This is a genomic window from Streptomyces sp. NPDC093225 (assembly GCF_044753805.1).
Classification (GTDB): domain Bacteria; phylum Actinomycetota; class Actinomycetes; order Streptomycetales; family Streptomycetaceae; genus Streptomyces.
This window is the reverse complement of record NZ_JBIVNX010000010.1, coordinates 52,763-72,147: the sequence shown is the minus strand read 5'-3', so window position 1 is coordinate 72,147 and position 19,385 is coordinate 52,763. Positions and strand designations below refer to the sequence as shown.

Annotated in this window: 20 protein-coding genes; 9 read left to right on the top strand and 11 right to left on the bottom strand. The window is 74.2% G+C overall.

Going from position 1 to position 19,385, the window contains the following annotated elements; genetic code table 11:
• The first annotated feature begins 240 nt into the window (after positions 1–240).
• A complete protein-coding gene (locus ACIQCH_RS12045) occupies positions 241–765 on the top strand; it encodes a GNAT family N-acetyltransferase (protein ID WP_402580537.1) in 525 nt (174 codons plus the stop codon).
• On the opposite strand, the gene ACIQCH_RS12040 is transcribed toward ACIQCH_RS12045, so the two are convergent.
• A complete protein-coding gene (locus tag ACIQCH_RS12040) occupies positions 731–1,225 on the bottom strand; it encodes a DUF1772 domain-containing protein (RefSeq protein WP_402580536.1) in 495 nt (164 codons plus the stop codon). The genes ACIQCH_RS12045 and ACIQCH_RS12040 overlap by 35 nt on opposite strands.
• Positions 1,226–1,325: 100 nt before the next feature.
• Here ACIQCH_RS12040 and ACIQCH_RS12035 point away from each other — a divergent pair, with 100 nt between their 5' ends.
• Positions 1,326–2,000 (top strand): pyridoxal 5'-phosphate synthase, encoded by a 675-nt coding sequence (locus ACIQCH_RS12035; RefSeq protein ID WP_402580535.1) that lies wholly within the window; start codon positions 1,326–1,328, stop codon positions 1,998–2,000.
• A 93-nt stretch (positions 2,001–2,093) separates the two neighbouring features.
• Here the strand turns inward: ACIQCH_RS12035 and ACIQCH_RS12030 are convergent, their stop codons facing one another.
• Positions 2,094–2,558, bottom strand: a complete 465-nt coding sequence (locus ACIQCH_RS12030; protein ID WP_402580641.1) for a Zn-ribbon domain-containing OB-fold protein — start codon at positions 2,556–2,558, stop codon at positions 2,094–2,096.
• A gap of 140 nt (positions 2,559–2,698) precedes the next feature.
• Positions 2,699–3,103, bottom strand: coding sequence for a DoxX family membrane protein (locus ACIQCH_RS12025; protein WP_402580640.1), 405 nt, complete (start codon positions 3,101–3,103; stop codon positions 2,699–2,701).
• A 274-nt stretch (positions 3,104–3,377) separates the two neighbouring features.
• Between ACIQCH_RS12025 and ACIQCH_RS12020 the strand changes: the two genes are divergently transcribed.
• From ACIQCH_RS12020 to ACIQCH_RS12010, 3 genes are all read left to right on the top strand, one after another.
• Positions 3,378–4,742, top strand: a complete 1,365-nt coding sequence (locus ACIQCH_RS12020) for a flavin-containing monooxygenase (RefSeq protein ID WP_402580534.1) — start codon at positions 3,378–3,380, stop codon at positions 4,740–4,742.
• A 204-nt stretch (positions 4,743–4,946) separates the two neighbouring features.
• Positions 4,947–7,181, top strand: a complete 2,235-nt coding sequence (locus tag ACIQCH_RS12015) for an acetate--CoA ligase family protein (protein WP_402580533.1) — start codon at positions 4,947–4,949, stop codon at positions 7,179–7,181.
• Positions 7,182–7,198: 17 nt separating this feature from the next.
• Entirely contained in the window at positions 7,199–8,119 is a 921-nt protein-coding gene (locus ACIQCH_RS12010; RefSeq protein ID WP_402580532.1) for an enoyl-CoA hydratase/isomerase family protein, read from the top strand.
• A 123-nt stretch (positions 8,120–8,242) separates the two neighbouring features.
• On the opposite strand, the gene ACIQCH_RS12005 is transcribed toward ACIQCH_RS12010, so the two are convergent.
• Positions 8,243–8,713 (bottom strand): hypothetical protein, encoded by a 471-nt coding sequence (locus ACIQCH_RS12005; protein ID WP_402580531.1) that lies wholly within the window; start codon positions 8,711–8,713, stop codon positions 8,243–8,245.
• A 328-nt stretch (positions 8,714–9,041) separates the two neighbouring features.
• Here ACIQCH_RS12005 and ACIQCH_RS12000 point away from each other — a divergent pair, with 328 nt between their 5' ends.
• The gene (locus ACIQCH_RS12000) at positions 9,042–9,665 is read left to right on the top strand and encodes a flavin reductase family protein (protein WP_402580530.1); all 624 of its coding nucleotides are present in this window, start codon (positions 9,042–9,044) and stop codon (positions 9,663–9,665) included.
• Positions 9,666–10,082: 417 nt separating this feature from the next.
• Here the strand turns inward: ACIQCH_RS12000 and ACIQCH_RS11995 are convergent, their stop codons facing one another.
• From ACIQCH_RS11995 to ACIQCH_RS11985, 3 genes are all read right to left on the bottom strand, one after another.
• Positions 10,083–11,150, bottom strand: coding sequence for a Zn-dependent alcohol dehydrogenase (locus ACIQCH_RS11995; protein WP_402580529.1), 1,068 nt, complete (start codon positions 11,148–11,150; stop codon positions 10,083–10,085).
• On the bottom strand, positions 11,147–12,472 hold the full coding sequence (locus ACIQCH_RS11990; protein ID WP_402580639.1) for an acyl-CoA dehydrogenase family protein: 1,326 nt from the start codon (positions 12,470–12,472) through the stop codon (positions 11,147–11,149). Before ACIQCH_RS11990 ends, ACIQCH_RS11995 begins: the two co-directional genes overlap by 4 nt.
• 72 nt (positions 12,473–12,544) lie before the next feature.
• Positions 12,545–13,456: an SDR family oxidoreductase gene (locus ACIQCH_RS11985; protein ID WP_030208009.1), complete on the bottom strand. Its 912-nt coding sequence runs from the start codon at positions 13,454–13,456 to the stop codon at positions 12,545–12,547.
• A gap of 180 nt (positions 13,457–13,636) precedes the next feature.
• On the opposite strand from ACIQCH_RS11985, the gene ACIQCH_RS11980 reads away from it, so the two are divergent.
• Entirely contained in the window at positions 13,637–14,563 is a 927-nt protein-coding gene (locus ACIQCH_RS11980) for a cyclase family protein (RefSeq protein ID WP_402580528.1), read from the top strand.
• 204 nt (positions 14,564–14,767) lie between these two features.
• Here ACIQCH_RS11980 and ACIQCH_RS11975 read toward each other — a convergent pair whose 3' ends face one another.
• The 3 genes from ACIQCH_RS11975 to ACIQCH_RS11965 all read right to left on the bottom strand — a co-directional run bounded on the left by ACIQCH_RS11975 (position 14,768) and on the right by ACIQCH_RS11965 (position 17,681).
• Positions 14,768–15,778, bottom strand: coding sequence for a quinone oxidoreductase family protein (locus tag ACIQCH_RS11975; RefSeq protein ID WP_402580527.1), 1,011 nt, complete (start codon positions 15,776–15,778; stop codon positions 14,768–14,770).
• Positions 15,779–15,842: 64 nt separating this feature from the next.
• Positions 15,843–16,520 (bottom strand): hypothetical protein, encoded by a 678-nt coding sequence (locus ACIQCH_RS11970; protein WP_402580526.1) that lies wholly within the window; start codon positions 16,518–16,520, stop codon positions 15,843–15,845.
• A gap of 147 nt (positions 16,521–16,667) precedes the next feature.
• The gene (locus tag ACIQCH_RS11965; RefSeq protein ID WP_402580525.1) at positions 16,668–17,681 is read right to left on the bottom strand and encodes a hypothetical protein; all 1,014 of its coding nucleotides are present in this window, start codon (positions 17,679–17,681) and stop codon (positions 16,668–16,670) included.
• Between the two features lie 110 nt (positions 17,682–17,791).
• Here ACIQCH_RS11965 and ACIQCH_RS11960 point away from each other — a divergent pair, with 110 nt between their 5' ends.
• Together ACIQCH_RS11960 and ACIQCH_RS11955 are read left to right on the top strand one after the other, a co-directional pair.
• Entirely contained in the window at positions 17,792–18,241 is a 450-nt protein-coding gene (locus tag ACIQCH_RS11960) for a hypothetical protein (RefSeq protein ID WP_402580524.1), read from the top strand.
• Positions 18,238–18,444 (top strand): DUF5988 family protein, encoded by a 207-nt coding sequence (locus ACIQCH_RS11955; RefSeq protein WP_402580523.1) that lies wholly within the window; start codon positions 18,238–18,240, stop codon positions 18,442–18,444. The genes ACIQCH_RS11960 and ACIQCH_RS11955 overlap by 4 nt, the downstream gene beginning before the upstream one ends.
• A gap of 213 nt (positions 18,445–18,657) precedes the next feature.
• Here the strand turns inward: ACIQCH_RS11955 and ACIQCH_RS11950 are convergent, their stop codons facing one another.
• Entirely contained in the window at positions 18,658–19,086 is a 429-nt protein-coding gene (locus tag ACIQCH_RS11950; protein ID WP_402580522.1) for an ATP-binding protein, read from the bottom strand.
• Positions 19,087–19,385 lie beyond the last annotated feature (299 nt).

The window sequence follows — 19,385 nt, the reverse complement described above, 5'->3', positions numbered from 1 at the left end:
CGTCCCGTGGCGTGTGGGTCCCCTCGGCGCTTGACCCGGCAGGGCCTGCAGGCCCTGCCGCCTCAAGGGCCTCCCCCACACACCACGGGACGGCCGACTCCCGCGCGTTCGTGCAGCCGTGTTGCCGATGGGCTTCGACAGGGCGGCGCTCGCGCGTTTCGCGAACGCGGCTCCGGTAGCGGATTGGCCGCCGGGAAAAGGCGGTTGACCTGTGCCAGCCCGGCCGGATTGGGTGCGGGGATGAGCGGGCTGCGCATCACCACACCGACCGGGGACACCGCCCTGGAGCACTGGCGGTACGTCCACAACGAGATCGTCCCCCCGGACGCCCTCTCCCTCGACCAGGTCCGGGACCGGGCCGCGCGCCACCACCTCGAGGTGGCGTACCTGGGGGACGTGGCCGTGGGCTGTACCACCGTCCGGCCGCCGGCCGCCGTCGCTGCGGCCGCCGCGGCGGACGGCCTCGCTCCGCCGGCCCGGCCCACCGCCACGGTCATCGCGCGGGTGCTCCCCGCCCACCGCGGCCGGGGCTTCGGCACCGAGCTCTACGCCCGGGCCCTGGCCACGGCCCGGGAGCTGGGCGCCGAGGCCGTCGAGACCGTGGTCCTGGCCTCGAACCCGGAGGGCCTGCGGTTCGCCGGTGCCCGGGGCTTCGTGGAGTTCGACCGGTACGTCCTGCCCGGCGACACCGTCGCGTACGTGGAACTGCGCCTGGCCGGGCTCCCGCCCGTCAGCCCGCCCGCCGGCTCACCAGCGCCACGATGAAGCAGGCCGAGGAGGCCAGCGAGGCGAGGGCCCGGACGTGGTTGCCCGCCGTCCACACGCGGACGTAGTCCAGCCAGGGCTGCACGCTGCCCGGCGCGGCCGGGTCCAGCGCGGCCAGCGCGTCGTTGCGCGGGATGTGGAAGCCCATCGTCCACAGGAACGAGCCGATGAGGTACAACAGCGCCCCCGCGAGCATCCAGCCCGCCCCCGGCGTCTTCCAGTGGGTGACGGCGTAGATCCCCGAGGCGAGCGCGAGGGCGGCGGCGCCCATGAACGCGCCCAGGAAGGCCGGGTTGATCACCGCGACGTTGATCGACTGCATCGCGGTGATCCCCTCCTTGGGCGAGAGCGCGGACAGCGCGCGCATCACACCGGTGGAGAAGGCGTAGAAGACTCCGGCGACGAGCCCGGCGGCCAGGGCGGAGGCGAGGACCAGTGAGAACGAGACCTTGTTTTCCATGTCCCCATCACACCGGGACCTTGGCGCGGAAGACATGCTTCAGACGCTCCGGCGCCTGTTCAACCGTCTCACTCCACCGGCGCTCTGGTTCGATGGCCCCATGACGACCACGCCCGAGGACTTCCACGCAGTCCTGCACGCCCTGCGCGTCTGGGACACCGACCTGCCCTCGTTCGACCCGGGCTCCGCCCCCGGGGCCCCGCTGCCGCTGTTCCGGGACTGGTTCGCGCACGCGGCCAAGGCCGGCCAGACCGAGCCGCACACCATGGCCCTCGCGACCGCGGACCCCGACGGGCGGCCGGACGTCCGCACCGTGATGCTGCACGAGGCGGACGAGCAGGGCTGGCACTTCGCCTCGCACTCGGGCAGCGCGAAGGGCCGCCAGCTGGCCGCCCGCCCCGAGGCCGCGCTCGGGTTCTACTGGCCCGCGGTCGGCCGCCAGGTCCGGGTGCGGGGCGCGGTGCACACCGCCACGCCCCAGGAGAGCCGCGCCGACCTGGCCGTACGCTCGCGGGGCGCGCTCGCGGCCGCGCTGACGGGCCACCAGAGCGAGGTGCTGGGCTCCCGCGAGGAGCTGGTGGCGGCCTCGTCGGAGGCGTGGGAGCGGGCCGGGCGGGAGCCGGACGCACCGGCGCCGACCTGGACGCTGTACGTACTGCGGCCGCGCGAGGTCGAGTTCTTCCAGGGCGACCCCGAACGCCGCCACGTCCGCCTCCGCTACCGCCGCGACCCCGCCGACGCGGCCACCTGGGTCCGCGAACTGCTCTGGCCCTAAGGGCCTGATCCAAGAGACAGGCCCCAGGGACGTCGGGCTCGCGTCCGGGCCGGGCCGGGCCCGGCAGTTCGCCGGACCCCCGGCCGCGCCCCGTCAGGCCACGGACCCCTGCGCCGGGCCTGCTGCCCGTCCTGCGCAGGGCCGGAACACCGGGACGGCCGGCCCCCCGCCCTCGCCCTCGCCCTCGCGCCGGAACGCCACCTCCAGGGGCATCCCGATCCGCAGCTCCGCCCCGGGGCACTCGACGACCTCGGTCATCATCCGCGGCCCCTCCTCGAGGTCCACGACGGCGGCGACGTAGGGCACCCGGCCCCCGAAGGGCGGCAGGTCGTTGCGGTGCACGACGGACCACGTGTAGAGCGTCGCGCGACCGCTCGCCTCCTCCCACCCCGTCTCCTCGCTCCAGCAGTACGGGCAGAACTCGCGCGGGTAGTGGTGGGCCCGCCCGCACCCCCCGCACCGGCGCAGCAGCAGCCGCCCCGCCCCGGCGGCCTCCCACCACGGCCGCGTGAAGGCGTCCACCTCCGGCAGGTCGAACCGCGGCCCGGCGGCCCGCACGACGGGTCCCGGGGACGCGGCGACGGAACCGCCCGCAGTGGCCGGGGCCGCGCCGGTCAGGGGCGCGCCGGCCGGGGGCGTACCGCCCGCAGTGCTCGGGGACGTACCCGCGGAAGCGCCCGCGGCGCTCGTGGAGGCACTCAAAGGAACAGTCCCATCGCCCGGTCCGCCGACCACACCTGCCAGCTCATCGCGACCAGCGCGACCACCGAGATCAGCGCCATCATCGCGTTCTGCCCCTGCTCGGCCCAGTCGTGGATCATCAGCACCAGGTAGAGCAGGTTCAGCAGCAGCCCGCCCACCAGCGCGACCGGCGTCAGCAGGCCCACCACCAGGCCGAGGCCGATGGCCAGCTCGGCGTACACCACGACGTACGCCATCAGCCGGGGCCGCGGCTGCACGACCTGCGCGAAACCGGTCCGCACGAACGGCCAGCGGTGCTTCCCCGCGACGTCCGCGGCCCAGGCGATGCCCGTGCCGCGCTCGAACCAGCCCTTCTTGTCCTTGTGCCGCCAGCTCTCCAGCCACCACAGGCCGAGGCCCATCCGCAGGACGGCGACCCACTCCGCCCCGCTCAGCACGACGCTCCGCACCGGCCCACCACCTCCCTCGCGCTCCCGCACCCCACCGATCTGACGGTACGTCAGTTCAGCGGATCCGGAGGCCGCCGCACAAGCCCCCCGACACGACCTCGCACACCCGCGCCCGCACCCTCGACCGCCCTCGACCGCCCCCACGGCCCGCCCCGTGATCGATTCGCAACCGATTCCCGGCTTGACCGAGACCCATCAACGCTGCGTGCCGATACGCTCACGGCCCATGCTGGAAAACGCCGACCCCGCCGACCTCGGCGACTGCACCGAGCCCCGCCCCGTCTACGTCATCGGCGCCGGCCCCGGCGGCCTGGCCGCCGCCGCGGCGCTGCGCGCCCGCGGGGTCCGGGCGGTGGTGGTCGAGAAGTCCGGGGAGGTCGGGGCCTCCTGGCGCCGCCACTACGACCGGCTGCACCTGCACACCACCCGCCGCCTGTCGGCCCTCCCGGGCCTCGCGATACCCCGCCGGTTCGGGCGCTGGGTGGGCCGCGACGACGTCGTCCGGTACCTGGAGGGGTACGCCGAGCACCACGACCTGGAGCTGATCACCGGCGTCGAGGTGACCCGGGTCGACCCGGCGCCGGACGGGCCCGACGGACCCGGCTGGGTGCTGCACGGCACCGGCGGGCGGGAACTCTCCGCCACCGCCGTGGTGGTCGCCACCGGCTTCAACCACACCCCGCACCTGCCGGACTGGCCGGGCCGCGGGACCTTCACCGGCACCCTCCGGCACGCGGGCGAGTACCGCAACGCCGAGCCGTACGCGGGCCTCGACGTGCTCGTCGTCGGCACCGGCAACACCGGCGCCGAGATAGCCGTCGACCTGGTCGAGGGCGGCGCGGCGCGGGTGCGGCTGGCGGTGCGCACCGCGCCCCACATCGTGCGCCGCTCCACCCTGGGCTGGCCCGCCCAGCGCACCGGCGTCCTGGTCCGCCGGCTGCCGGTGCGGCTCGTGGACCGGCTCGGGGCCTGGGTCGCGAAGGTCTCGGTGCCCGACCTGACGGAGCACGGGCTGCCGCGCCCGGAGACCGGCCTGTACAGCCGGGTCCGGGAGGGCGCGATCCCGGTGCAGGACGTCGGCCTGATCGACGCGGTGCGCGCCGGGAAGGTCGTACCGGTGGCGGCGGTGGAGTCCTTCGACGGCGCCGAGGTGGTGCTGGCGGACGGCAGCCGGATCACCCCGGACGCGGTGGTCGCGGCCACCGGGTACCGGCGCGGGCTGGAGGACCTGGTCGGACACCTGGGCGTGCTGGACGAGCGGGGCCGACCGCGGGCCCACGGGCCGCAGCCGGCCGGCGACGCGGCGGCGCCGGGGCTGTACTTCACGGGCTACACGAACCCGATCAGCGGCATGTTCCGCGAGCTGGCCCTGGACGCGGAGCGGATCGCCCGCACCGTCGCCCGGGAGCGGGCGCGGGCCCGCAAGGCGGAGCGGGCCCGCGACCGGGCGGCGGCGAAGGCCCGCCCCCGGGCCGCGGCCAAGACCCGGTCGCGCACGGCGGCCGGATCCGACGCCCGGCCGGCCGAGGCGCCCGCGGCCCGTACGGCGACCCCCGGCGAGGCCCGCCCGGGCGCGGCCGACCCCGCGTAGCGCGGCCGTCCGTCGAGGGCCCGCCCGAGCCGCCTGCGACAATCCTGTTCCTGACTGCTCGTCAGTTCAGTAATCTGACAGTAATCTGACTACACGTCAGTAATTGCGACCGCGCCTCCTGCCCGTTCGGCCGGCAGGGCGCGGCCGCATGCAGCCGTACGGCGTCAGTCCTTGGAGCGTCATCGAGCAGGAGCGGGCGGAACGATGCTTGGATCTACTCACGGCACCTTCACCACCGACTTCCGCGCCCGTGTCGAGGCCTGCGGGGAAACCCCCCGCCAGGCCGTCCATTCCACGGCCCCGGCTCCCGCCGGCGCGGCCGCGGACCTGGACGTCAGCGGGCGCCCGCTGCACGCCGACGTGCCCGACCTGGACCGGTTCTTCCGGCCCGCGTCGGTGGCCGTCGTCGGCGCGTCCGACGCCGAAGGCAGACCCAACACCGGCATCACACGACAGCTGCTCGCCTGGGCCGAGCGGGTGGGCGCGCGCCTGCACCCGGTCCACCCCACCCGCACGACCGTCTTCGGCCTGCCCTGCGTGGCCTCGGTGGTCGACCTACCCGAACAGGTCGACCTGGCCGTGCTGCTGGTCGCGGACCCGCTGCCGGTGATCGAGGAGCTGGCCGAGGCCAAGGTGAAGTTCGCGGTCGCCTTCGCCTCCGGGTTCGCCGAGACCGGCGACGCGGGCGCCGAGGCCCAGGAGCGGCTCGCGGCCGCCGTGCAGCGCTCGGGGCTGCGCCTGCTCGGCCCCAACACCAACCTCAACGCCTTCGAGCGCTTCCGGGACGACCTCGACGGGCCCGCGATCGCGCTCATCACCCAGTCCGGCCACCAGGGCCGGCCCGTCCACACCCTCCAGGAGCTCGGCATCCGGCTCTCCCACTGGGCCCCGACCGGCAACGAGGCCGACCTGGAGACCGCCGACTTCATCTCGTACTTCGCCGAGCGCCCCGAGGTCGGCGCGATCGCCTGCTACGTCGAGGGCCTCAAGGACGGCCGCTCGTTCCTGCTCGCCGCCGACCGCGCCGCCCGCAACGGCGTACCGGTCGTGGCCGTCAAGGTCGGCCGGACCGAGACCGGCGCCCGCATGGCCGCCTCGCACACCGGCAAGCTGACGGGGGCGGACACCGTCGTGGACGCGGCGATGCGGCAGTTCGGGGTGATCCGGGTCGACGGGCTGGACGAGCTGCAGGACACCGCCGCGCTGCTCGCGCGGGCCCGGCCGCCGCGGGCGGACGGGGTCGTCGTGTACTCCATCTCCGGCGGGACGGGCGCGCACTTCTCCGACCTGGCCACCCGGGCGGGCCTGTCCCTGCCCACCCTCCCGCAGGCCAAGCAGGACGAACTCCACCAGTGGATACCGGAGTACCTCAACGTCGCGAACCCCGTCGACAACGGCGGCCACCCGGTCGGCGACTGGCGCGGCCGGAAGATCATCGACGCGATCCTCGCCGACCCGTCGGTGGGCGTGCTGATCTGCCCGATCACCGGACCGTTCCCGCCCATGAGCGACAAGCTCGCGCAGGACCTCGTCGACGCGGCCGAGGAGACCGACAAACTGGTCTGCGTGGTGTGGGGGTCGCCGGTCGGGACCGAGGACGCGTACCGCACGACCCTGCTCGGCTCCTCGCGGGTGGCGACGTTCCGCACGTTCGGCAACTGCATCACCGCGGTCAAGGCCCACCTCGACCACCACCGCTTCACGGCCGGGTACCGCTCGCCGTTCGAGGACGCGCCCCGCACCCCCTCCCCCTCGTACCGCAAGGCGCAGGGGCTGATGCGGCCCGGGCAGCAGCTCAGCGAGCACGCGGCCAAGCAGCTGCTGCGGGCGTACGGGATCCGGGTGCCGCGCGAGCAGCTGGTGACCAGCGCGGCCGCCGCGGTCCGGGCCGCGGGGCTGGTCGGATACCCGGTGGTCATGAAGGCCTCCGGGCCGCAGCTGGCCCACAAGACGGAGCTCGGCCTGGTGAAGGTCGGGCTGACCTCCGCGAGCCAGATCCGGGACGCGTACCGGGAGCTGACGGACATCGCGCGCTACGAGGGCGTCCCGCTGGACGGGATCCTGGTCTGCCAGATGGTGGAACGGGGCGTGGAGATGGTCGTGGGGGTCACCCAGGACCCGCTGTTCGGCCCGACGGTGACCGTGGGGCTGGGCGGGGTGCTGGTGGAGGTGCTCCAGGACGCGGCGGTGCGGGTGCCGCCGTTCGGCGAGCAGCAGGCCCGCGCGATGCTGCGCGAACTGCGCGGGCACGCCCTGCTGGAGGGCGTGCGCGGGGCCCCGCCGGCGGACGTGGACGCGCTGGTGGAGGTGGTGCTGCGGGTCCAGCGCATGGCGCTGGAGCTGGGCGGCGAACTGTCGGAGCTGGACATCAACCCCTTGATGGTGCTCCCGCGGGGCCAGGGCGCGGTGGCCCTGGACGCGCTCGCGATCTGCCGATGAGGAGGCCGGAGGCCACCATGGACGACGTACGGGACGGCAACGCACCGGGGCCGACGGAGACCGCCGGGGCGGCCGGCGCCACCGCCACCGGAGCACAGCCCGAGCCGGAGGCCCACCGCGCGGCGGAAGCACGACCGGCGGCCGAGCCGCCGGACGACGTCCTCCACCGCCTGGAGAACGGCGTCTCGTGGATCACCCTCAACCGCCCGGCCGCCCTCAACGCCCTCACCTGGGACCAGCGCGAACGGATCATGGCGCTGCTCGCCGAGGCGTCGGCCGACCCCTCCGTCCGCGCCGTCGTGGTGACCGCCACCGGCAAGGGCTTCTGCGCGGGCGCCGACCTGCGCGGCGGACCCACGGCCACCGGCGACCGGGTCGTCGGAGACGTCGCCCGGCTGATCCGGCAGGGTGCGCAGCGCTTCGTCACGGCCGTGATGGACTGCGAGAAGCCGGTGATCGCGGCCGTCAACGGCACGGCGGCCGGCATCGGGGCGCACCTCGCCCTCGCCTGCGACCTGGTGCTGGCGGCCGAGTCGGCGAAGTTCATCGAGGTGTTCGTGCGCCGCGGGTTGGTGCCGGACGGGGCCGGGGCGTACCTGCTGCCCCGGCTGGTGGGCCCGCAGCGGGCGAAGGAGCTGATGTTCTTCGGCGACGCGCTGCCGGCCGCCGACGCGCTGCGGCTCGGCCTGGTGAACCGGGTGGTCCCCGACGCCGACCTGACGGGCCTGGCCCGCACCTGGGCCGAACGGCTCGCGCAGGGCCCGACCCGGGCCCTGGCCCTGACCAAGGCCCTGGTCAACGCCTCCCTGGACACCGACCGCGCGACCGCGCTGGCCGCCGAGGCGGTGGCCCAGGAGCTGAACATGTCCACCGCCGACGCCACCGAGGGCGTCGCCAGCTTCGTGGAACGCCGCACCCCCAAGTACCGGGGCCTGTGACGACGGCCGCGCTCGGACCTCGATGACGCGGCCCGGGCCACCACACGGCCCGGCCGCGTCGTCGGCGTCCGCGGTGCCCGGACCGACCTCCGCGAAGATCCCGTCGAAGACCGCCCGCGCCCCTCAGACCGGGACGGCGGTGACGTCGCAGCCCGGGAGGGCGGCGGCATAGGCCTCGATGTCACCGCGGTCCGACGTGAGAACGCTGCCCCCACCGTGCTTGGCCGCGATCAGGACGGCGAGCGCGTCCACGGGATCGGCGCGCTTCTTCTGCGGGAGCGCCGCCGATCCGATCACGTCGCCGAGCAGCTGCCAGTCGCCGGTGCCGAATCCCGCCGAACACGGCAGGCAGTGGAGCGGCACCCGCTCGTCCGGGGGTGTGCGCGGTGCGGGGAAGACGAACGAGTCCGCCAGGAGCCGCTTCCACAGGTAGGCGGTGCTGGGACTCGTCCGGTACGCCTGGGCCAGCGCCGGCCCGGGCACGACGGGCGGGTGGGCACCGGCGGCGACGAACCCCTTGTGGAGCGCCTGCGCCCGTCGCTCCTTGCCCACCAGGCCGATCAGCATGCCGGTGTCGTAGACGACCACCCTCACGCGGCGGCCCCGCCAGGGCGCGTCCGGCCGAGGATCGCCTCCACTTCGGACTGTTCCTCGGCGGTCAGCTCGATCTCGTCACCGGGCCACGGCTCCGGGGCGGCCTGCGCCTCGGCATCGGCGCGGGCCCCTTCGAAGGGCGCGAAGACCCGCCCTACACGTCGAGACCCGCCGCGGCGGCGTACTCCCTGATCCGGGCACGGACCTCGGACGGCATGCTGATCGACAAGCCCGCACGCGCCGCCCCACCCCTCACCCGACCGGTAGACGCCCCGGTCGCGCCCCCACCACCCTTCCCATCTGACGAACCGTCAGGTTCAATCGAGCCATGATGGGACACGCAGGGATGGCGGCCACCGTCATCCGATACCTCAGGACCACGGGCGCACCCACCGCCGCGCCGACCCCCGTCGACCCCCATCCGCGCCCCGAGCTGCGCGCCGTCGGGGACGACGAGCGCGCGCCCATCGGCAGCGCCGAATTCCGGTCGGTACTCGGCAACTTCGCCAGCGGGGTCACGGTCATCACCGCCCCCGCGGCGGCCGGCGAGGAGGACGGCCCGGCCGGCTTCGCCTGCCAGTCCTTCGCCTCGCTCTCCCTCGACCCGCCGCTGGTGACGTTCATGGTGGGCCGTACGTCGACCACGTGGCCCCGCATCGCCCGGGCCGGGGTGTTCTGCGTGAACATCCTCGGCGCCGAACAGGGCGACCTCTGCCGGTCCTTCGCCGTCAGCGGCGCCGACAAGTTCGCCGGCGTCGCGCACGGCCCGGCCCCCGTGACGGGGTCGCCCCAGCTGGCGGACGTACCGGCCTGGATCGACTGCCGCGTCCACGCCGTGCACACCGGCGGCGACCACCTCATCGTCGTGGGCCGCGTGGAGGCCATGGGCGCCGCCCAGGAGGGCGAGCCGCTGCTGTTCCACAAGGGCAGGTTCGGCCGTTTCGCCTCTTGATCCGGCGAGGGGCTACGACCGTCAGGTGCAGCACCGCCCGGAGCGGCACCGCCCGGAGCAGCACCGGCCCACGATCGCGACGCCCGTGGGTCGCGTGGTGTGTGGGGGAGGCGCTTGACTGTCCATGGCAGGCTGGTCCGGAGGCAGGCCCGGGCCTGGGGTGGCCGAAGGCCAGGGCGAAGCCCCGAAGCCCCAGGGGTGGGCCTGCCGCAGGGCCTGCAGGCCATGGACAGTCAAGCGTCGAGGGGACCCACACACCACGGGACCCACCCCGAAGCCGGCCCGCCCCGACACCGGGCACCCACCCCGACACCGCCCCACCCCGACACGGCCACCTCAGAACACCGGCCACCTCAGAACACCGGCACCCTCAGAACACCGGCACCCTCACCACCCCCACCTGCGCCCCCGGCCCCCTCAGAACACCAGCACCCCCCGCGCCACCCGCCCCGCGTGCGCGTCGTCCACCGCCTTCGCGAAGTCCTCCACCGGGTACGTGCGCGTCACCAGCTCGTCCAGCAGCAGCCGGCCCTCCCGGTACAGCTCCGCGTAGAGGGCGATGTCGCGCTGCGGGCGCGAGGACCCGTACCGGCAGCCCAGGATCGACTTGTCGAGGTACAGCGACGAGACCTGGAAGGACGCCTCCTCGGCGAAGCCGGGTACCCCCAGCAGCACCGCCTGCCCGTGCCGGTCCAGCAGGTCGATCGCCTGCCGGATGAGCCGGGTGTGCCCCACGCACTCGAAGGCGTGGTCCGCCCCCGTCGGCAGGACCTCCCTCACCGCGGCCACCGCGTCCTCCACCGCCGAGGCGTCGACGAAGTGCGTGGCCCCGAACTCCCGGGCCGGCGCCTCCTTCGCCGGGTTGGCGTCCACGGCCACGATCTTCGTGGCACCCGCGATCCGGGCCCCCTGGATCACGTTGAGCCCGATCCCGCCGGTGCCGATCACGACCACCGACTCGCCCCGGTCGACCCGGGCCCGGTTGAGGACCGCCCCCACGCCGGTGAGCACCCCGCACCCGATCAGGGCGGCCGAGGTCAGCGGGATGTCTTCGGGGATCTTCACGGCCTGCACGGCCTTGACGACCGTCTGCTCCGCGAAGGCCGAGTTGGACGCGAACTGGAACAGCGGCTGCCCGCCCCGCGAAAACGGCTGCCCCGGCATCCCGATCGCCTTGCGGCACATCGTCGGGCGTCCCCGGTCGCACTCGGCGCACGTACCGCAGTTCGCCAGCGTGGACAGCGACACGTGGTCACCGGGCGCCACGTGCGTCACCCCCGCCCCCACCGACTCCACGACGCCGGCCCCCTCGTGCCCCAGCACCACCGGCGCCGGGAAGGGGATCGTGCCGTCGATCACCGACAGGTCGCTGTGGCACAGCCCGGCCGCCGCGATCGAGACCCGCACCTCCCCCGGCCCCGGGTCCCGTACCTCCAGGTCGTCGAGCACCTGGGCCTGCTTGCCGTCGAACACGACACCTCTCACCGCGACTCCTTGAGTTCCGTAGGTTCCCTGAGCTCCCTCGGCAGACCGAGCACCCGCTCGGCGATGATGTTGCGCTGGATCTCGTCCGAGCCTCCGTAGATGGTGTCGGCCCGGGTGAAGAGGAACAGCCGCTGCTCCTCGTCGAGTTCGTACGGTCGCTCCGCCGACCAGTCGGACGGCCCGGCGCTCGCCGCCGCGCCCCGCACCTGCACGGCCAGCTCCCCCAGCCGCCGGTGCCAACCGCCCCACAGCAGCTTCGCCACACTCGCCGCGCCCGCCGCCTCGGCACCCGCACGCGGACCCGCACCACCGGCAGCACCCCCCACACCACCACCAGCAGCACCCACACCCACACCCACACCCACACCAGCACCAGCACCAGCACCAGCACCAGCACCCAGCGTCCGCAGCGCGTTCCACCGCATGGTGCGCAGCTCGGCCCACTGGCGCACGAGCCGGTCGCGCAGCAGCGCGTCCGCGGTGTGCGGGCCCGCGAGGAAGTCGGCCACCACCCGCTCCAGCTCCGCCGCGAACCCGATCTGCTGGACCAGCGTCGAGACGCCCCGCTCCAGGGCCAGCAGGCCCATGGCGACCGTCCAGCCGTTGCCCTCGCCGCCCACCACCTCCACGGCCGCCGCCCCGTCGAAGAAGACCTCGTTGAACTCGCTGGTCCCGGACAGCTGCCGGATCGGCCGCACGTCGATCCGGCCGGGCTGGTCCATGGGGACGAGGAGGAACGACAGGCCGTGGTGGCGCCGCGACCCGGGCTCGGTACGGGCCAGGACGAAGCACCAGTCGGCCTCGCGGGCGAGCGAGGTCCAGATCTTCTGGCCGGTGACCCGCCAGGTGCCGTCGGCCGGGTCGCGCACGGCCGCGGTGCGCAGCCCCGCCAGGTCGGAGCCGGCGCCGGGTTCGCTGTAGCCCTGGCACCACAGCTCCTCGCCGCGGGCGATCGGCGGCAGGAAGCGGTCGCACTGCGCGCGGGTGCCGTAGGCGAGGAGGGTCGGGGCGAGGAGGTTCTCGCCGATGTGACCGACCCGGCCGGGGGCCCGGGCCCGGGCGTACTCCTCGGCCCACACGACCTGCTGGGCGAGGGAGGCCGCGCGCTGCCCGTACGCCCCCGCCGGGGCGTCCCACCCCAACCCGATCCAGCCGCCCCGCCCCAGTTCCCGCTCCCACGCGCGCCGCTCCGCGACGCCCTCGTGCTCGCTGCCCGGCCCGCCGAGGCCGGCGGCGGCCGCGTACGGCCCGACCAGGTGCCCGACCAGCCACTCCCGGGCCTCCGCCCGGAACCGCCCGCCCCCACCCCCGCCCACGCCCACGCCCCCAACGCCGTCCCCGCTCCCGCTCCTGACCCCGTCCTCGAAGTCGAAGTCCACGGCCGCCGCCCCCCTCTACGCGTTGGGGCGGTCCTTGGCCGCCGCCGCCTTCGCCATGGCCTCCAGTTGCGCGAGCATCGGCATCGGATCGGTGCCGACGGTCCCCGGCAGGAAGTCGGCGATGCGCTCGGGGGTCCAGGCCCCCTCGGCGTACCCGGCGCGGAGTTCGCGCGGCTGCGCCCACACGGCGATCTTCGGCCCCGCGATCGTGTAGACCTGCCCGGTGATGCCCTCGGCCTTCGCGCGGTCGCTGAGCAGGTACGTCACCAGGGCCGCCACGTCCTCGGGCTCGCCGATCTCCTTGAGCTCCATCGGGACGCCCGCCGACATGCGGGTCCGGGCCACCGGTGCGACGGCGTTCGCGGTCACCCCGTACTTGTGCAGACCGAGGGCCGCGGACCGGACCAGGGAGATGATCCCGCCCTTGGCGGCCGAGTAGTTGGCCTGCGCCACCGAACCCTGGTGGTTGCCGCTGGTGAAGCCGACCAGCGTGCCGGAGCCCTGCTTGCGCATGACGGCGGCCGCGGCGCGGAAGACCGTGAACGTGCCCTTGAGGTGCGTGGCGACCACCGGGTCCCACTCCTCCTCCGACATGTTGAACAGCATGCGCTCGCGCAGGATCCCCGCCACGCACACGACGCCGTCGACGCGCCCGTACTCGGCGAGTGCGGTGTCGACGATGCGCTGGCCGCCGGCCATGGTGGAGATGTCGTCGGCGACGGCCACGGCCCGGCCGCCCGCCGCCACGATCTCCTTCACCACGTCCTCGGCGACCTGGCTGCTGGGCTCGCCGCCCTCGACGGAGACGCCGTAGTCGTTGACGACCACGCTCGCGCCCTCGGCGGCGGCGGCGAGGGCCACGGCCCGGCCGATGCCCCGCCCCGCGCCGGTCACGGCCACGACCTTGCCTGCCAAGAAGTTCCCCACGTCCCGCCCCTTTCCGGGATTTCTGACGGACCGTTAGATTCTTGGGTACGCAGACGCGCCCGCACAAGCCCCAGACGCGGCACAGCCCCAAGCCCCGGCCCGAGCCCCCAGTCCTCAGCCCCCAAACCCAGCCCCCAGCCCCCAAGCCCCCCAAGCCCCAAACCCAAGGAGGGAACACCCATGGCCCTGCCCGACGAGTTCCACGAGATCGCCAAGCGCGTGAACAACTGGGGCCGCTGGGGCGCCGACGACGAGATCGGCACCCTCAACCACATCACCGCCGACGTGGTGCGGGCCGCCGCCGCCACCGTCACCAGCGGCCGCCGGGTCCCGCTCGCCCTGCCGCTGAAGGAGGACGGCGTCCAGGCCGGCCTGATCCCGGGCCGGATCAACCCGCTGCACACGATGGTGCAGATCAACCAGGAGCTCTTCGGCCCCGGCACGGTGGCCTGCTCCGACGACGCCGTGACCATGGGACTCCAGGCCGCCACCCACTGGGACGCGCTCACGCACGTCTCCCACTCCGGGCGGATCTACAACGGTCGCCCGGCCTCCACCATCACCCCGCACACCCGCGCCCGGTTCAGCGGCATCGACAAGGCCACTCCGATCCTGTCCCGGGGCGTGCTGCTGGACGTGGCGGCCGCCAAGGGCCTGGACCGGCTGCCCGGCAGCCACGCGGTGACCCCGGAGGACCTCGCCGAGGCGGAGGAGTTCGGCCGCGTCACGGTCCGGGCCGGGGACGTCGTCCTGGTCCGCACCGGTCAGGTCCAGGTCTACCTGGCGGGCGACAAGCACGGGTACGGGTTCCCGTCACCGGGACTGTCGATCCGCACGCCGGAGTGGTTCCACGCGCGGGACGTCGCCGCGGTCGCCAACGACACCCTGACCTTCGAGATCTTCCCGCCGGAGATCGAGGACCTGTGGCTGGGCGTGCACGCGCTGGACCTGGTGGAGATGGGCATGCACCAGGGCCAGAACTGGAACCTCGAGGCGTTGTCCACAGCCTGTGCGGAAGAGGGCCGGTACGCGTTCCTGCTGAGTGCGATGCCGGAACCGTTCGTGGGCGGCACGGGGACGCCGGTGGCGCCGGTGGCCGTGCTCTAGGTGTTCCGTCCCGGGAGGTTGTGGACGGGTGAGCCAGGTCTCGGCTGAGGGATCTTGAAGGGGTGTGACCCGGATGCGCCGGAAACCCGCCAGAACTTGATCTCGGCCTGCTGAGTGCCCGACGCGGTCGGGGATCTCGGCGATGACGGTCGGCCACGCCCTCGACATCTCGGTCTCCAAGATCCCCGACCTCGTCACCCGCGATCAGCTCTGCGTCTCCTCACGGCGTCCAACAGCGGTCGCTTCGGGTATGAGGAGCAGCTTGCCGGTGGTACGCCGAGCCTCCAGATCGCTGTGGGCCCGGGCGGCCTCGGACAATGCGTAGCGGCCCGTTACGGTGACCTCGAGCGCCTTGGAGCGCACCCACTCGAACACATCGGCGGCCCGTCGGAGCAGTTCGGACCGATCGGCGATGAAGTCCCCGAGGCTGGGCCGGATCAGGGTCAGCGAACCGCCGTGGGCGAGCCGAATCGGATCGAACGGCGGCACGGCACCACTTGCCGCGCCGAAGAGCACGAGATGGCCGCGGGTTCGCAGGCTGGCGAGGCTCGCGTCGAAGGTGTGCGCGCCGACGCCGTCGAAGACAACCGGCAGTCCCTGACCGCCGTTGAGCCGCCTCACCTCGGCTGCGAGATCGTCGACTGCGGAGGAAAGGATCACCTCGGCGGCCCCGGCACGCTTCGCCAGCTCGGCCTTCGCCGTGGTCGACGTCGTGCCGATCACCCGGCCGCCGAGATGGGTGATGAGCTGGGTCAGAAGCAGCCCCATGCCACCAGCAGCCGCATGCACGAGCACCGTGTCGCCCCCCTGAACCGGGTAGGCGTCCTTGACGAGATAGTGCGCGGTCATGCCCTGGAGGAGCACGGCGGCGGCTGTCTCGAAGCCGATGTCGTCGGGCAGCGGCACCAGCCGGGAGGCGTCCACGACGGCCCGCTCGGCATACGTGCCGGGAATCTCCACCCAACCGACCCGGTCCCCGACTGCGACGTCAGCGACGCCGGGTCCCACTTCGACGACCGTGCCGGCGCCCTCGGCGCCCGGGGTGAAGGGCAGCGGGAGGCTGTACCGGCCTTCGCGGTGGTAGACGTCGAGGAAGTTGACCCCGGATGCGGCGACCTCCACGACCGCCTCGCCCGGACCCGGCCGCGGCTGGTCCACCTCGGCCTCCTGCAGCACCTCGGGACCGCCCACTTCGTACACCTGAATCGCTCGCATGACCCTCCAATATCGGCTCGTCCCCCACCAACCCCGTTGCTGGCGATCCGATTCCCGGACACATCTAGGCCGCCTCCGCGGCCCGCCGCCCGGCCGCCCCGCCCGGCCGGGCCCGGAGGTCGCGCCCCATCCACGCCATCCCCAGAAGCACGAACCCGCAGTACACGGGCGCGGCGACGGCCAGGGACGGGTGCCACAGGTCGGCCCCGTCCAGGAACACGTACGCGATGGACAGGTGCACCAGCCAGGGTTTGACGTAGAACCCCCCTCCCGGAACGAACCCCGTCAGCACCTGGTGCGCCGCCAGGAACACCAGCACGTAGGCCCACAGCGGGTCCACGGCGTACGTCAGCCAGGCCACGACCCCGAACACCGGGACCGTGACGAACAGCAGGATCCCCGCCCGCCAGGCCGTCTCCAGCGCGAACCTGCGCCGGACGAACGCCGCGGGGCGGGCCCTGCCCGACCTCCAGCTCAGGAAGGAGAGGCGGCCGACCCTGATCAGCTCGTGGGTCCTGTCCTCGTCCGTCTCCGGGTCGTACGCGATCGCGGCCAGACGGCCGTTCCGGCTGTGGAACACCGCCCCCTCCGGGAGCATGGCCAGGTACAGGTACGTACGGGCCAGCATGCCGATCACCACGACGTGCCCCTGCGCGATCAGGAAGAGCAGCACCACGCCGGCGAGCCAGCCGGCGGTGACCAGCACGCCGGCGGACACCAACTGCCTGAGGAACTCGAACACCGGGACTCCCCCACTCAGGGCCGACGCGCGCCCACACGGAACCGAAACCGCACCTGCGGTCACAGGCACCGACCGCCGTGCCCGTCGAGACCGGCCGAGGTCGACCGAGATCAACCGAGATCAACCGACCTCGGCCGGACACACCGGTCAGCCGTTGCCGGAGTCGGCGCCCGGGTCGGCGCCGGAGCCGGGTCCGGAGTCGAAGGCGGAGGCGGCATCGGAGCCGCCGTGCCCGTGGGACGGAGAACGGAAGGGGAACTCCAGACCGTCACCGCCCCCGCCACCCCCTCGCCAACCGGCGCCCCCGCCGCGCACCTCGTCCTCGATCCACCGCCAGGCCCGCTCGGCCAGACCGGGGCCGTGCTCCGCGGCCAGGGCGGTCAGCGCGCCCGCCCCGAGCAGCCACCCCAGCACCGCCCCGGCACCGGCCCGCTGCGGCGGGGGCGGCATCCCGGCCGCCAGGGCCAGGGCCGTCAGGCAGGCGCCGGCACCCCGCGGATCCGCCAGGTCGTCCAGCAGGGCCAGCACCCCGGGCGCGACCTGCCCGCCCGCCAGCGCCCGGACGAGGGCGTCCGGCGCCGCGCGGGTCTCCCGGACCCGGTCCACCAGCGCGGCGAGCCGGGGCGAGGTCAGCGCGCCGAGCTCGCTCTGCCACTCGGGGGGCAGTCGGGGCGCCTGCACCACGGGCCACAGCGCGAACACCGCGAGGTCGACCACCAGCGCCTCGGGCAGGGGGTCGGCGGACGGCCCGGTCCCGGCCTCCGCCAGGTACCGGGCGGCCCCGGCCGCGAGCAGCCGGCGCAACTGGTCCGCGCCGTCGCGCCGGCCCGCGGCACCGGCCAGCTGATCGGTGAGGGCGTCCAGCTCCCGCTGCCGTCCCGCGATCTCGCGCCGGCCGCCGGGCACCTCCCCGGCCCTGACGAGCGCGCGGTAGTCCGTGGCCAGCCGGTCGATCCACAGCCGCAGCTCGGGCAGCCCGAGCGGAGCCGCGCCCCCGCCCCCGTAGTGGTGGTGGTGCTCGACGTGGTGGTGCTCGACGTGCTGCGAGCCGCCGACGACCTGGTGGACCTGCGCCCGCCCGCGCGCCCGCGCGACGAGACGGACCCCGTCGTGCGCCGCACCGGCGTCTTCCGGACCCGTCTCGGGCATGCGCTCGCTCATGCGGCCAGTCTGCCCCCGCCACCTCACCGGATGCAGCCAATCCCCCACAACATCCGTGCACGTGTGCGATGTTGGATCTCCGGCCAGCCCTCCAACCAGGCAGGTGAGCGATGTCGGGTCCGGTGCGCTGGACGCTGGCGGGTTCGGCGTCCGTGGTCGCGTTCACGCTCGTGGTGTGGCTCGTACGGGCCGCCTCCTGGGGCGCCCTGCCGACCGACGACGGGGACCGCTGGGCCGTGGCCACCGCCGCGGGGGCCGTCGTGGCCGCCGCCGTGCTGTACGCCCTGACCTGGTGGACCTCCCGCGCCTCCGGGACCCCCGCCGCGTCGCCCCGGGGCGTCGTCCAGGAAGCCCGCGCGAGCGGCCGGGCGGTGATCGACCAGGCCGCCCGCCGACGCGGCCCCCATCCGGACGACGCCCACCCGAACGGAAGGCGCCCCGCGGGCCCGGTCACCCAGCGGGCCACCGCCCGCGGCCGCGCCCGCATCACCCAAACCGGCGGCGACACGGCCGCACCGCCGCAGGATCCGGACCCCGGATCCCTAGGCTCCGCTCCATGAGCGACTCATCGAAGGTCGTCCTCGAGGGCGGCCCCGCCGACCTCCCGGACCGCACCGTCCCCGCCCCCGAACCCGGCGCCGACCTCAAGCTCGCCCACCTCGGCGGCTACGAGCACTTCCGCCGCACCGACCGCACGCATGCCACGCCCGAGGGCGAGCTCCCCGTCTACGAATGGTGGGAGCGCACCGAACTCCCGGGCTGATCCCCCGCCCGACCCGTCCGACCCACACCCGACCGGTCCGAACCGCGCCCGCGCGGGCGCGGGGAACTGCGGGTGGCGGCGAGCGGTCGTGCTCGCCCCGAGCGCGGCACGGCGGGCCGCCACCCCACGACCCGCACTCGCCAAGGGCATGTCCCTCGGCGTCCCCTCGCGACGAATCGCACGTAACAAGGGTGATCAAGACTTGACGGCCCGTCAACACCTCGTAAGAGGGACGTCCACCGCCTCCGAGGTCTTCTGGCTCCGGTCGACCTCGCACCAGATGCGCTTGCCGGCGCCCTCGGGGGCCCAGCCCCAGCGGTCCGCGAGGCCGTCGACCAGCTCCAGCCCGCGCCCGTTGGTGTCATCGCCCTCGGCGTGCCGGGGGGCGGGCGGCTGGGCACTGCTGTCGGCGACCTCCAGGCGGACGCCCGGGCCGCCGAAGAGCATCCGCAGCACGGCCGGGCAGCCGGTGTGCACCACGGCGTTGGTGACGAGTTCGGAGATCAGCAGGATCAACGTCTCGGCGAGCGGCTCGTCGACCCCTATGCCGCACCCGGCCAGCCGGGACCGTGCCCACCTGCGCGCGCGGCCCACTTCGGCGGGATCCGCACCGACTTCCAGCTGAACCTGAAGCACCTGCACCGCTCACACCATCCGAACCGGCGGACACTTCGCCTCGCGACCGAACGGGATCACCGACCGTGACCCCCCTGCGGAGCAGCATGGTTGACATACAGTCACCACAACAAGCGCTTCGGGCATATTCCAGCGCGAAGGAGTAGGCGTAGTGCATACTGTGCGACGCGCGCGCCGCTCAACCTGTCGCATTCGTCGGAGCGTACCGGAGCGACCCCGCGACTCCGGGCCGTAACGAGGAGGGCGAAGGACACAAACCGATATCAACTCTCCGTAATCGGACATGCGTCCCGCCCCGTCCCCAC

What these genes read in the sequence shown, in the direction of transcription:
- ACIQCH_RS12045 (WP_402580537.1), top strand. Translation starts at nt 241, where the DNA reads ATGAGCGGGCTGCGCATCACCACACCGACCGGGGACACCGCCCTGGAG.
- ACIQCH_RS12040 (WP_402580536.1), bottom strand. Translation starts at nt 1,225, where the DNA reads ATGGAAAACAAGGTCTCGTTCTCACTGGTCCTCGCCTCCGCCCTGGCC.
- ACIQCH_RS12035 (WP_402580535.1), top strand. Translation starts at nt 1,326, where the DNA reads ATGACGACCACGCCCGAGGACTTCCACGCAGTCCTGCACGCCCTGCGC.
- ACIQCH_RS12025 (WP_402580640.1), bottom strand. Translation starts at nt 3,103, where the DNA reads ATGGGCCTCGGCCTGTGGTGGCTGGAGAGCTGGCGGCACAAGGACAAG.
- ACIQCH_RS12020 (WP_402580534.1), top strand. Translation starts at nt 3,378, where the DNA reads ATGCTGGAAAACGCCGACCCCGCCGACCTCGGCGACTGCACCGAGCCC.
- ACIQCH_RS12015 (WP_402580533.1), top strand. Translation starts at nt 4,947, where the DNA reads ATGCTTGGATCTACTCACGGCACCTTCACCACCGACTTCCGCGCCCGT.
- ACIQCH_RS12010 (WP_402580532.1), top strand. Translation starts at nt 7,199, where the DNA reads ATGGACGACGTACGGGACGGCAACGCACCGGGGCCGACGGAGACCGCC.
- ACIQCH_RS12000 (WP_402580530.1), top strand. Translation starts at nt 9,042, where the DNA reads ATGATGGGACACGCAGGGATGGCGGCCACCGTCATCCGATACCTCAGG.
- ACIQCH_RS11980 (WP_402580528.1), top strand. Translation starts at nt 13,637, where the DNA reads ATGGCCCTGCCCGACGAGTTCCACGAGATCGCCAAGCGCGTGAACAAC.
- ACIQCH_RS11975 (WP_402580527.1), bottom strand. Translation starts at nt 15,778, where the DNA reads ATGCGAGCGATTCAGGTGTACGAAGTGGGCGGTCCCGAGGTGCTGCAG.
- ACIQCH_RS11965 (WP_402580525.1), bottom strand. Translation starts at nt 17,681, where the DNA reads ATGAGCGAGCGCATGCCCGAGACGGGTCCGGAAGACGCCGGTGCGGCG.
- ACIQCH_RS11960 (WP_402580524.1), top strand. Translation starts at nt 17,792, where the DNA reads ATGTCGGGTCCGGTGCGCTGGACGCTGGCGGGTTCGGCGTCCGTGGTC.
- ACIQCH_RS11955 (WP_402580523.1), top strand. Translation starts at nt 18,238, where the DNA reads ATGAGCGACTCATCGAAGGTCGTCCTCGAGGGCGGCCCCGCCGACCTC.